This window comes from Dyadobacter sp. (genome assembly GCF_017744695.1).
Lineage (GTDB): Bacteria > Bacteroidota > Bacteroidia > Cytophagales > Spirosomataceae > Dyadobacter.
In genome coordinates, this window is record NZ_JAGIAS010000003.1 from 173,614 (window position 1) to 185,960 (window position 12,347).

Annotated in this window: 11 protein-coding genes and 1 pseudogene; 7 read left to right on the forward strand and 5 right to left on the reverse strand. The window is 47.7% G+C overall.

Features of this window, described 5'->3' with window-relative positions; genetic code table 11:
• Positions 1-43: 43 nt before the first annotated feature.
• Both J7619_RS12735 and J7619_RS12740 read right to left on the reverse strand, forming a co-directional pair.
• Positions 44-2,419, reverse strand: coding sequence for a TonB-dependent receptor (locus J7619_RS12735; RefSeq protein ID WP_291198725.1), 2,376 nt, complete (start codon positions 2,417-2,419; stop codon positions 44-46).
• Between the two features lie 51 nt (positions 2,420-2,470).
• Positions 2,471-2,704 carry a hypothetical protein gene (locus J7619_RS12740; RefSeq protein WP_291198727.1) on the reverse strand — a complete coding sequence of 78 codons (234 nt, stop codon included), beginning with the start codon at positions 2,702-2,704 and terminating at the stop codon, positions 2,471-2,473.
• Between the two features lie 23 nt (positions 2,705-2,727).
• Between J7619_RS12740 and J7619_RS12745 the strand changes: the two genes are divergently transcribed.
• Positions 2,728-3,396 carry a hypothetical protein gene (locus J7619_RS12745; protein WP_291198729.1) on the forward strand — a complete coding sequence of 223 codons (669 nt, stop codon included), beginning with the start codon at positions 2,728-2,730 and terminating at the stop codon, positions 3,394-3,396.
• Here the strand turns inward: J7619_RS12745 and J7619_RS12750 are convergent.
• Positions 3,386-4,387, reverse strand: a complete 1,002-nt coding sequence (locus J7619_RS12750) for an Rpn family recombination-promoting nuclease/putative transposase (RefSeq protein ID WP_291198731.1) — start codon at positions 4,385-4,387, stop codon at positions 3,386-3,388. The two genes, J7619_RS12745 and J7619_RS12750, sit on opposite strands and share 11 nt — an antisense overlap.
• Positions 4,388-4,701: 314 nt before the next feature.
• Here J7619_RS12750 and J7619_RS12755 point away from each other — a divergent pair, with 314 nt between their 5' ends.
• Both J7619_RS12755 and J7619_RS12760 read left to right on the forward strand, forming a co-directional pair.
• Positions 4,702-5,046: a TonB-dependent receptor plug domain-containing protein gene (locus J7619_RS12755; protein WP_291200343.1), complete on the forward strand. Its 345-nt coding sequence runs from the start codon at positions 4,702-4,704 to the stop codon at positions 5,044-5,046.
• Positions 4,932-5,815: pseudogene (locus tag J7619_RS12760) on the forward strand (outer membrane beta-barrel family protein); the annotation flags it as partial. The gene J7619_RS12755 and the pseudogene J7619_RS12760, both read left to right, overlap by 115 nt.
• A 3-nt stretch (positions 5,816-5,818) precedes the next feature.
• Here the strand turns inward: J7619_RS12760 and J7619_RS12765 are convergent.
• Positions 5,819-7,081, reverse strand: coding sequence for a YdcF family protein (locus J7619_RS12765; RefSeq protein WP_291198733.1), 1,263 nt, complete (start codon positions 7,079-7,081; stop codon positions 5,819-5,821).
• Positions 7,082-7,977: 896 nt separating this feature from the next.
• On the opposite strand from J7619_RS12765, the gene J7619_RS12770 reads away from it, so the two are divergent.
• From J7619_RS12770 to J7619_RS12780, 3 genes are all read left to right on the forward strand, one after another.
• Positions 7,978-8,697, forward strand: coding sequence for a LytR/AlgR family response regulator transcription factor (locus J7619_RS12770; RefSeq protein WP_409012726.1), 720 nt, complete (start codon positions 7,978-7,980; stop codon positions 8,695-8,697).
• A 69-nt stretch (positions 8,698-8,766) separates the two neighbouring features.
• Positions 8,767-9,927 carry a sensor histidine kinase gene (locus J7619_RS12775; RefSeq protein WP_291198737.1) on the forward strand — a complete coding sequence of 387 codons (1,161 nt, stop codon included), beginning with the start codon at positions 8,767-8,769 and terminating at the stop codon, positions 9,925-9,927.
• 344 nt (positions 9,928-10,271) lie between these two features.
• Entirely contained in the window at positions 10,272-10,910 is a 639-nt protein-coding gene (locus J7619_RS12780; RefSeq protein ID WP_291198739.1) for a response regulator transcription factor, read from the forward strand.
• Here the strand turns inward: J7619_RS12780 and J7619_RS12785 are convergent.
• Positions 10,892-11,251, reverse strand: a complete 360-nt coding sequence (locus J7619_RS12785; RefSeq protein ID WP_291198741.1) for a helix-turn-helix domain-containing protein — start codon at positions 11,249-11,251, stop codon at positions 10,892-10,894. The two genes, J7619_RS12780 and J7619_RS12785, sit on opposite strands and share 19 nt — an antisense overlap.
• A 152-nt stretch (positions 11,252-11,403) precedes the next feature.
• Here J7619_RS12785 and J7619_RS12790 point away from each other — a divergent pair, with 152 nt between their 5' ends.
• Positions 11,404-12,267 (forward strand): NAD(P)-dependent oxidoreductase, encoded by an 864-nt coding sequence (locus J7619_RS12790; protein ID WP_291198743.1) that lies wholly within the window; start codon positions 11,404-11,406, stop codon positions 12,265-12,267.
• The last annotated feature ends 80 nt before the right edge of the window (positions 12,268-12,347 follow it).

Consider the following 12,347-nt stretch of genomic DNA (forward strand, 5'->3'; position numbering starts at 1 on the left):
TGATATTGGCGGGCAAACTACTCCTTTACCCGCCAATATTCAATTAAAATGTGTATCTGAAATACGGCACCGGAAAAAACGGCTGCTGATACTGGTTTACCAGCTCGTTGGTCCGCGGGTTATAGGTTTGCTGGAAGATATTTTTCCGGGCTGTCACATTCTGCAAATCCATCGAGAATTCCATAGTGCTTCGCCGCATTTCCCGACGGTAGGAAAATCGGATGTCGGTTCTGAAATAGGCACTCTGCCGGAGTGAATAAGCACGGTTCTCGTCGTAAACAGCCGCTCCCCGGGCCCGCGACGCCGCCAGGTTCAACGGTGTGACATACTTCCCACCTACAAGCGAGGTCTTGATGTTCGCACTCAGAATGTTGTTACGACCCAGCCGGAATTCTTTTCCGCCGAGCACATTCAACACATATTTGGTATTGAAAGCAGTATTATGCTCCACTTTATCACTGCCTTTGTATTTCGAATCGAACAATGAGGTCGTGAGCAGAAAGTAATAGCCTTTGCTGAAATACCTTTCCAAAGTAAGTTCCACACCCACATTATGGCCCGTGCCGCTATTTACCAGACTGTCACGATCCGACGGGCCGAACGCTGCGCCCATATTCAAAGCGGAATAAGTGGAAGCCCGCCGCTCGACCGACACGTCGAACAGCTGCTGGTAATAGGGCTCGATTTTCAATAACAGGTTTTCCGTCAACCGATTCTGATAGCTCAGCACAAAATGGTGGCTTTTAGTAAAGCCCAGGCCCTTGTTGGTGCGCACCGGCCCCGACTCGCCGGGCGTTTGTACAAAATAGGTGTAAATGTTTTGCGCCTGACTATTCAACCCATATCCAACACTCACCGACTGCCCTTTGCCGAATGCATATTGCAAGCCGGCCCTCGGCTCCACGGCAACATTATTATTTAAGTTATAATGCTGAAAATGGAGCCCTGCCGTAAAGATCAGCTCCTGCGAAATCCTGTATTTCCATTGTGTATAGGCCTGGGTGAGCACTGTTTTTTCTCCGCTCACGTTCGCCCGGACGGTGTCGATCTTCCCACCCTGGTAAATGGAACGGCTGTACAGATCAAAATCGAGCAAATCCACGGTGAACCCGCCATACAGACTACTTTTTGCATTCATTTTATGTCTTACATTCAACACAGCCGAATACTTGGAGGTCTTGTATTTTGCCTCGCCGCTCAGAAAGGCCTCGCGCGCCGGGTTGCTGATCGAATCCCCGCTGAACCGCTCACGCGTGGTGCTCATACCCAAAGTCAGTTTGGCAAAAGTTTTAGGAGTAAGATTGTGTTCATAGGCCAATCCGAAAATGTTGGTCCCATACTTCACACGGGTATTGGTGTTTTCAGTACCATACATGTTTGAAAGCGTCGTGTCCACCTCATTGCCCAAAAAATTCACATCACTGCTTCCTGTTATGCCAAAAAGCGTCAGCTTGCCCTTGTTACCGGTCGGAACGGCCACTTTGAAATTCAAATCCTGGTAATCGGGAATGGCAGTCCCGGTACCAAACTGCAAGCCGAGCGCCTTGAACAGGCCAAGTGTCGAATAGCGGTAGTTCAAAAGAAAGGATGCTTTGGAATTCTTTGCGAACGGCCCTTCGGCACCCAGTTCAAAACCATTGAAACCCACCTGGCCCATCAGTTCATGTTTCTGATTATTGCCTTCGCGAAGTTGCAGGTCAAACACCGCCGCGAGGGCGTTTCCGTATTGGGCGGGAAAAGCGCCGGTAAGAAAGTCGGATTTACCAAGGACATTATTGTTCAGCATACTCACCGGCCCTCCCGTAGCCGCGAAGGAACCAAAATGGTTGGGATTGGGAATATTAAGACCTTCCAATTGCCATAACGTACCTGACGGTGAGTTTCCGCGGACCACGATGTCATTGCGGGAATCATCTCCCGACACCACCCCGGCAAAGTTAGCCGCCATTCTCGACGGGTCGCCCAAAGCGCCCGCATAGCGCTTGGTATCATCCACATTGAATGACCGACCACTTACCAGCGACAGCTCGTTATTCGTTCTGGTTTTATCACTTTTGCGATCCGCAGTAACCACTACCTCGTCCAGATTCTGAACCGCCTCAGTCAGGGTTACATTCAAAACCACCTCTTTACCCGCCGTAACCACGATATTGGACAAGCGCTGCGATTCATACCCTACCATCGTAACCTGAAACGACTGGCGGCCCATCGGCACGCCCGCGATGGCAAAATCGCCCCGTATGTCGGTCACCGCCCCTACCGGACTTGTTCCTCCTTCCCGGATAAGTAATATCGACGCACCGATCACCGGCGATTTGGAGACTTCATCGCGGATTGTCCCGCGGATCGTCTGCATGCCTTCCTGTGCGTATAGGTTGGCAGCAAAAAGAAATGTCATGGCTAATAGTAATGTTTTCATTGGCTAAATTTTATGAATTGATGTGCCGAAATTGAGGATAACACCTTGTGTTTAAAATCCTATGGAAGGCCAACCGTACAGATACGGGGGTGAAGCGATGGCAGGGTTCGGGGAATCGTCGGGGCTATTCCGGCAGTTGGTAACCGCGAAAAAGTTGCGCTGAAAAAGGGACAAAACTGCATCGCGCTCAACTACGGCGACAATGCCCAAACCGGTGAAGTGATCGTCGTCGAAGAAGGGGCCATGGCCAACCTTCCGCCGCTCGTATTGAAGCAGCTCATGCATCAGTTCAATATCTGACCTCGCTCATGACACATTATTACCGGGGTGTTATCCGCTTCGTCATTTTCATGTTCTTTTCTGTTGCTCTGCTGCCCGGTTGTCGAAGGCAATATGACGAGCAAGAGCGTGATAGCCCCAAAAAGAAATACAGCATTTATGCCATGATGAAAGATGGCAGAGAGTATATCCTTCAAATAGATTCTATTTCTTCCGGTGAAACTAACCCTGAAAAATCGGGAGCGCGGGTCATGCAGGCGCCGCTTTATTATGACCTGATCGTCCATGAAGGCCGGTATTGCAGTGTCGATCGCCGGACGGGCTCGTTTGTACGGCACAAAATTGAGGATGGCGAATTTGTGAAGGATACCGCAATTGCCGTTACGGGTTTTTCATCTGTGAAAAACTACAATTGGCTATCACGCGATTCATTGATGATACTCGGTTATGACGACGGCGCCCCTAAAGTTCGTTATGGCAAAATCGATGTCCGGAATCTGAGCATCATCCAAGGGACAGTGCCCATTCCTGCGCCATTCGGCCCCTATAACTGGCTTTCCATCGGCTTTTCGCAGTTCCTGGAAAATAAATTGTATGTCGGCTATTGCTACCACACCTACACACTCGACAACTATACCACGGGCGACACCATTTACACAGCTATTCTGGATTATCCTAAAAAAACGATCACGCATTAAGAATCTCCTCCGGTGTGAGGCCGGTTATTTCAGCGATTGTTTCGATATCAAAGCCCTTGGCTTGCATACTACGCGCTATCGATATTTTACCCTCTTTCATTCCCTCTTTAATCCCCTCCTTCATTCCTTCCTTCATTCCCTCTTTCATTCCCTCTTTCATTCCTTCCTTTATTCCTTCCTTTATCCCCTCCTTCATCCCTTCCTTCATTCCCTCCTTCATCCCTTCCTCCATCCCAACTTTCCTCCCCTCTTTAATTGCTTGCTCCCTGGCATACGCCTCGCAATTCTCGTTGTCCCATTTGGCCTTTAAATATGCATCCCACGCCATTTTCTCTTCTTTGTTTAGATTACAAACTTCTGCGACTCTGAATACTTTTTCAAAAACAGGCTTCGTAAGAGCTTCCGGAATATGATTCAATTTAGTCAAATTTTTGATCAGGTACAGCCACTGGTCCAGCTCCGTAACGAGTTCCGGTTCCGTTTTCATGAAGCCTGGCATCTCGATAAACGTCAGTCCGAAGTTGTTGTAAAACATCTTGCCGTCACTTTTCTTCATAAGTCGGATTTCGTGCAAATAGGTATCGCTCTCCGAATCCTCAAAACAGAAATCCATCAGCCCCACCAGGTATACAGGTTTGAGATCGTATTTCCAATGGGCCGCGCCCGCTCCAACCTGGTCACGGATCAGCGACGCTGCGTAATAAAGACAACGATCCCTGAAATACTCCTGCCTGACGCGCTGCACCTCCACAATAAACTGCTCGCCTTCGGCTCCTGTGCAACATAGATCGAAGATCGCCTTACGAAACCGGGAAAGCTGCGCGTTATTCTCATTTTGATTAAACGTCAAATCTGTGACATGCCTTTCTCCTTCAAAAAGAACATTCAGAAAGTCGATTAATATGTCCTTGTTAGAGTCTGTGCCAAAAATCCTTTTGAAACCAAAATCAGTAAAAGGGTCGATAAATCGCCCGTACGACAGTTCATGCATTTCCATAGTGCGTTCTGAGGAGAGTTAATGCATTCGAATTTACACGAAAGCTCCGTCGCAGCGATGCGCCACCACCGTATATCTGGCTGTTTTTTACCAGGCGGCTTTCGGGAAATGAGCAATTGGGCTACTTATTTTCCAGAGAGACGTACATCGCAATCTCTGACATTGGTGAAATACGTACTGGTAGTAATGAACAACCTAAAAAAATCAACGCCTGGCTACTCCTCTGGCTCGGGCTGGTTTCCGGAATCGTGGTGATTATAGTGGGTTTCACAGGCATCCTGAATGTAGACGCGGCAGATAATGTGACCATGCGAGGAAACTCCAATTTGCGTATCCTCATCAATGGGAAATACTCCGGCCAAATGGCCCGTAATGCGGCAGACGCATTGAATATGATGCCCGCCGGATCGATCAAATCGGTGGAAGTGATCACTAGTCCTTCGGCCCGCTACGATGCGGAAGGAGCGGCCGGCGTAATCAATATCATCACAAAAAAGGAAATCAAAACCTACATGCGGGGGCACGCATGGAAGGCACTTTCCTGGAAGGCGACCAGCGGGATGCCGACGTACATTTTACCAGCAACTTCTGGAATTTCGTCCCCAGCGCGACCATTTTCAAGAAGCTCGATGCCAACAACAATCTTACATTAAGCTACACCAAACGCATTTCACGTCCGTCGATCTGGGACCTTAATCCCAACCGCGACAGTCAGGACCCGAAGAATATCTCGTGGGCGACCCGTCGCTGAAACCGGAGGAAGTGAACCAAATGGAATTCACTTACGCATTGCAAACCAACTCCGACCTGTTTCTGAACATCTCGGCATTTGGCAGAAGAACCAGCAATTCCATCGAAAGCATTGTCACCATGGATGCGGAAGGTGTAGCCACTACCAAGAAGCAAAACCTGGCTTCTAATGCACAATATGGTATCAACTCTTCGACTTCGTTTTCGCCCCTGCCCGACTGGAAAATCAACAGCAACGCCAACGTTCGTCAGGCACGATTCAAAAGTGCTACGCTGGGAATCCATAACAAGGGGGCAGCATGGGGAGTCAATGTCAATACGAGTTTGAAACTGCCCAAAAATTACAGCGTGCAGGCTTACGGAGACTACGATGCACGCAGCATCGAATTACAAGGTTTTGAAGGCGCCTGGTTGTACTACAGCTTTTCCGCCAAAAAGGAGATTCCTGCGCGCAAGCTCTCGATCACACTCACGACAGTAAGCCCCTTTGGCGCCTATCGTCCGCAGAAGGAAGTGGTGAGCTCTCCCGAATTTTATTCGATTACGCGTAACCAGTACCTGATGCGCTCCGTGAAACTCTCGCTCAACTGGGAATTCGGCGGACTGTTTAAGCAAGGTTCGGGGCGCAAGATCAGCAACGACGATCTCAAAAACGTGAAACAAGGCGGTTAATACCTAGGGATCGAGCGGCTCGTCGGCATCGATGTGCAATGCATCCAGCACCGGATAAAACTCGACATCCGTTTCGCTGAGCCGCTTACCCAGTTTATACGGCACATGGTTCATTTCACGCATACAGCGGCTCACAAATGCATCGCTCGAAATAGAATAGCTTTGCGAACGCATAGTCGAAACGAGGCAGGGTTTCTCCACAGGCATGCCATAACGAAATAATAGTCGTACGGCGTTGCGCATATTCGTAGTCGTATGACGTGCGTGCGGGTCCATAATGATGGCATTTTCCGGTACTTTCAAGGTTTCCATCAAATACTTCTTCATTTCAAACGCCTCGCTGTATTTCGTTTTAAAAGGGTGTACACGCCCCCCCGAAACCAGAATGTATGGCGCTAGTCCTTCGAAATACCGCAGCGCAGCCACACGGCAGCGTAATACCCCGCCCTCGCTCAATGCGCGGTCATAAGTATCCGGACCCGCACCAGGGACCAGGATCATTGTATATTGGAATTTGCCCCAGTCAATTTTCTTCACGCGGTCGACTGCCGCTTTATTAACCGTCGAAATCATCGGCTCGTAGTCCGCCGCTTCGTGCCGTTCGTTCACTTCCAGAAATTGGAGCGCATAATGCATGGACGGCCCAAAAAACAGGCTCGCGCCTTTCTTCTCCTGACGAACAACCTCCGTAACATCGTACACCAATACCGGGTAGCTCCTGGCGGTAGTTTTAAATTCGATGGAATCGATAGCCGGATAATTGGGCTTTTTGCCATCGGCATATACTTCTATGGTATGATTAACGCCATTGGCATCCTGCTCCCATGCCTTTCGCAGCAATACTTTGTCGCTTGCTTCCTTTATGAGAATGTAAGTCCCGGAGGGAATCAGGTGCTGCTTTACCAGCCTGCCTAATGCATTGTTCTCGCTGTAAAGCGCTTCCAATCTCGCCCCTATTGTATTGATCTCTTCGGTCGAAAACTTCATTTTGCCTGTGAAGCAAAGAAAATCGCTTTTACATTCCTTTACCGATGTTTCCAGGTTTTTGTATTTCAAATCTGCCATTGCGGCGAGCTCGCTGTCCTTTTCCAACAACGACTTTACTTCGGGAAGCGATTCGAACAGGGTCAGTAAATACCAGTTTTTGGATTGAATAAATGAGTTGCCTGTAATCAGTTGATAGTCCTGCTTCGGAGCGCGGATGGTTTGGGCGAAACCGGTCAGCGTGAGCAGCATGAAGAGCGAAAAGGTCAAAGGTTTAGTCATAGCTATAAAAGGAGTATGAAAAGGCCTGCAAACTAAGCAAATCCGTCTGACGGGATCGTTACCTGAAAGTTAAGAAACAAAAACAGGACGTGCACACGCCTCGGGACGTCAAGCCGTATCCAGGCTTCCCAACCTGGATTTTCCGCCGCTTGCTGGCATACACAAATGAACGTATATAAATATACGCAAATTGATGATCCGAGCCAGCCTAGTCGCCCACCCAACAAACCATTTTGTCGATATTCAGCTACAAAAACATTTCTACTTATTCATCAAAAATGAACCAATTAATTGATTTGACTTGGCGTAATTCCAAACAAAAAAGCCCCAGGCAAAATGCCAGGAGCTTTTCAATTTTTAAGCACCCATTTTACTTATAAAAGTTATCGTTTTCCAGTACAGGCCCGGATCGTTGTTTTCTTAGATAAAAATTGCGTTTTTCAAGTTTAAATCCAAATTAAACAACCTATTCAATGACCGGGAGTACCTGGAAGCAGGAAGTCACCTGTTTAATTCTGTCAAAATCAAACCGTGTAGGGCCGGAATGCCGGCAATCGTTGCAAATGAAGTGTAATAGTGTTTTGTATGAAACAGGGCAGGGTGTCCATTTAACCCTCCTTTAAATCCAATTCCAGTAAGTGTTTTTATCATGGCCAATAGCAACTTTAATTCTTTCACAAAGCGTTCATTCCTTAGCGAGTTTAAAGTAATCCTAAATAGCTGTTGAACTAAAATAATTTCGCCGAATTATGCATTTATTTCGACCAATACCTATATTATTGCAGACGAATGAAATTTAGTACAGTAGTTAAGGTCAGAGTATGTTGTCTCCCGGCAGGTTGCGGTGTATAATAGTAGACGATGAGGCTGATGCACGCCGATTGATTGAAAAATATGTGCAGAAAGTTCCTTTTCTGGAATTGGCCGGCATTGCCGAGACTGCCACAGATGCCCTTTTTCTGATCAGGGACATGAAGCCGGACATAGTGTTTCTGGATATTGAAATGCCCGAAATGACGGGATTTGAGCTATTAAAGCTCCTTCCTGCCACCCGCCCGGCGATGATCATGATTACGGCAGACCCTTCTTATGCACTGGAAGGCTATGAGCATGAGCTCACGGATTACCTTCTTAAACCTGTCTCATTCGAGCGCTTCCTGAAGGCCGTCAACAAGGTCGACGGTGCGCGCTCCCCGAAGCATTCAACGAGCCTGCCAGAGCCTCCTGGCAAAACTCATTCGTCGACGAAAGAACCACAGGAACAGGTGCTGGATACCGAATTCTCCGGTGCGCGAAATGACTTTCTTTTATTGAAAGAGAATAAAAAACTCATTAAGGTTGCCCCCAGTGAAATACACTTCATTGAAGGCATGCGCGATTACCTGAAATTGTATTGGTCGGATCGCGTTGCTGTTATTCATATGACGATGGCCAAAATCGAAGAAGCATTGCCTCCGGCACAATTTCTGAGGGTAAACCGTTCTTACATCGTCAATAAAAAAGTAATACGGGAAATTGAAGGTAACGAAATCACCACGAACAGTGGACGAAAAATTCCCATTGGTGTAACGTATCGCGCCAATGTGCTCGCTGCGTTACAAAGGAACAGAATCTGACAGGTTATGCGTTTCAATCCTATTTCATCTGAAAAAAGGGCAAAAATAACACGGATTATTTATCATATATTGGCATGGATCGCACTCTGGTGCGTCGCACATTATTACAGCATCCCGGCACTCACCAAGGATAACGTGTCGGTAGTATGGCATGCTTCCGCGGCAGTGTTCCTTCAATCCATATCAGTATTCTACCTGCTGGGATATGTGGTCTTTCCGCGGTTTCTATATACCCGAAGAATATTGCCGCTGATTATAAGTCTGGTTATTGTATTCCTCCTGGTACACATCACTAACTATTATGAGTTCAGGTACCTGGCATCCCTCACCAATGGCTCGCGGGAGAACTCTTTTTATGTTACCAAATTGTGGGATTTTTTCCAGGCCCGTGGTCGGTGGATGAGTTGCTTCACCGATTTTGACATTGCGTATACCGACTATGCGTGGAGCCTGTATTATATCACGCCATTGCTCGCGATCAAGGTAATGCGAGACATTATTAATTCCAGGACCAAGAATATGCAACTGGAAATGGAGCGGCTGCAACTCGAAAAAGCAAACCTTAATCTGCAAACACAAAGTTTACAATTACAAAAGAATAACCTGAATCTCGAACTCAGCTTTCTAAAATCGCAGATCAATCCTCATTTTCTATTTAATACCCTCAATGCTATTTACACCAAAACAGTAGATGTCGATGAACAAGCCGCGGACCTTGTTCTTAAATTGTCGGACCTGATGCGGTACAGCCTTTACGAATCCAGCAAAGAAAATGTAGTACTAACCAGCGAAATCAGTTACATTGAAAACTACCTGGATCTGGAACGCGCCCGTTTCTCCGATAAAGTGACTATTGACTACCAATTGACTGGTAATCCGGAAGAATATCTCATCGCCCCGCTCCTGCTGGTTTCATTTGTCGAAAATGCATTTAAACACGGCACCGCCAAGAGTAAATATGCCTCTTATGTGAACATTTCGATCGTGCTGGATCAGAATACATTGTATTTCAAAATCAAGAACAATATCCCTCAGCACGCCCGCCAGAGTCCGCCCAGGCCCAGTGAAGACAAGGTCGGCGGATTTGGGCTAAGCAATACCTCCAAACGACTTCAATTGCTTTACCCCGACAGGCACAAATTGTCGGTGCAGCAGACCGAGTCCGAGTTTAGTGTCGATCTTGAACTGGAACTGGACTCCGCGAACGTGATCCAATATTTCAGCTCCTGACACCTCGCCACTTCCCTCCGTATATATGCGAGCGTCAGGCTCCCCGGGGCCATCCATTTCTCCGAACAAGTTTCTTTTCAATTAGTTGACTGCCGCCGGAGGAATTGTACAAATCGACGACAGAACTACAATTCTTGTCAAATTAATTTATTAGAGATTATTTTACTTTTATTTTCAGATTTTCCTTTTGATATTGAAACATCCGTTGAAAATACGGAATGAAATTACCCCTCAGCTATCCAAAGATTTTTGAAAAGAGCATCGACCATGTTCATACTCAGCTATTCATTCATTCTCTGGACCTTCCGCAAAAAAGTAATTTTTTTGAATTTGAAAATGTCCGGATGAAAAACATTTTAATTGTCGAAGATTATCAGATTATCAGACTTGCAACCAAAATAATCGTTCAGGATTTGTACAAGACCGCGGTCATTCGCGAGGCTACGTCTTTTAGTGAAGCATTATCTGAGCTTTCTATGCAGCCCCAGGACCTTGTCATCCTGGATGTTCAGATTCCTGAGGGACAAGGATTTGAAATGATCGGGGCAATGCGTGCTGTGCAGAAGAATGTGAGTATCCTTATTTTCTCCGCCATTGAGGAAAGAATTTACGGGATCCACTACCTGCGTTCGGGAGCGAATGGCTTTGTGTCCAAAAACTCGGATACGGGGGATATTCGTACGGCAATTCTATCGGTTGCCGAGACAGGCAGATATGTGAGCCCGAGGATCAAGGTTGAGTTGCTGAACCAACTCGACAAACATAATTACCGGGCAGACAATCCCCTTCTGGATCTGTCGGCACGTGAAATAACGATCATGGACATGCTGATCGACGGGTTCTGGATCAAGGAAATAGCGTCGAAGCTGGACCTGACCGAAAGCTCCGTCAGCACTTATAAGGCTCGGCTGTTCGAAAAACTTCAGGTCACTACTCTGATCGAAATGTTCCAGAAAGTAAGCCACTACAAGGATATGGATTGAGGACTTCCCTCGGCTATGAGCTCCTTGTACTGTAATCCCCATTCGTTGATCCGATCGATAATGGGCATGATCGTGCGCCCCAGGTCGGTCAGCGTATATTCGGTATAGAGCGGAAAACCGGCCGACTGGCATTTCTCGACGATCCCGCTCGTTTCCAATTCGCGCAGTTGCATGTCGAGCACGCGTGGGGTTGCACCTTTAATCTCCCGGTGCATTTCGCTCGGCCGACGAAACCCGCGCTGGATGGCGTCGAGCAGGCAAGGCTTCCATTTTGCCCCGAAAACTTTCATGGCAATGGTAATGCCGCATTCGAGGTCTTCCGGTGTTTTCCGCTGGTACATGGTGTTGATGAATGAGTGGATCTGCTATCGTCGTATTCAGCCCAAGTTACTCAATACCGAATAATTTTTCGGTTACCGAATCTTTTTTCGGTAATTGATAGCCGCCCGCGAGCACCCGAATTTTGTGCCCATCAATTCAAAACGAACAGAAAATGGACACAAAACAAATCACCGTAATAGGCCTGGGCCAGATGGGTACGCGCCTTGCCGAGTTGCTGCTCGCACAAGGTTATTCAGTCTCGGTCTGGAACCGCACCCGTTCGAAAGCCGAGGCGATTGCCGGCGTAAAAATATTTGAAAACCTTGAAGAAGCTGTCCGTCAGAGTCCGCTGGTCGTGATATGCGTCCTCGACTACGAAGCTGTGCATCGTATCTTCGACGCTGTCAAGGACAAGTCTATCCTGACCGGCAAAACATTCATCAACTTCACAACCGCGGATCCTCAGGAGGCCGAACAACTGGAAGCAACGCTGGCCCGGCTGAATGCAGGGTATATCAATGGCGCTATTCAGGTTGCACCTGACCAGATGGGCCTGCCCGAAACCACCATCATCGTTTCCGGCAAGCGGGAGCATTTCGAACGTAGCCATGGCACATTGGCCGTCTTCGGAGGGAATATCAAATACCTCGGCGACCGTGCAGCGCTGGCTTCGGCAATGGACCTTGCTACGCTGACCTGGCTGTACGGGTCTTATACCGGCCTGATCCACGGCATAATCCTTTCACAAAAAAACGGCTTGTCGCTCAGTGCATTCAGCGAAATACTGGGGGAGATCACTCCCGGATTTACCGAGTTTTTTAAACATCAGATCGGTGTGGTGGAGAAGGGCGATTTTACGATCAGTCAAAGCCCTCTGTCGATCAGTGTGGCCGCTACGCAACGCATTCACCATGCATTCCGAAATGCGGGCACACAGCCTGCTTTTATAAAAACCATCAGCGACCTGCTGCAAAAAGCGGAATCCGTCGGCCTGGCAGATCAGGAACTTGCCGCATTGGTGAAAGTGGTGGAATAGCCTCGCACCTTGTAAGTTATCCTGCAATACTTCAATTTACCATGATTGATTTCGCACCGTTCGTTGTAAGAACCCGCCGC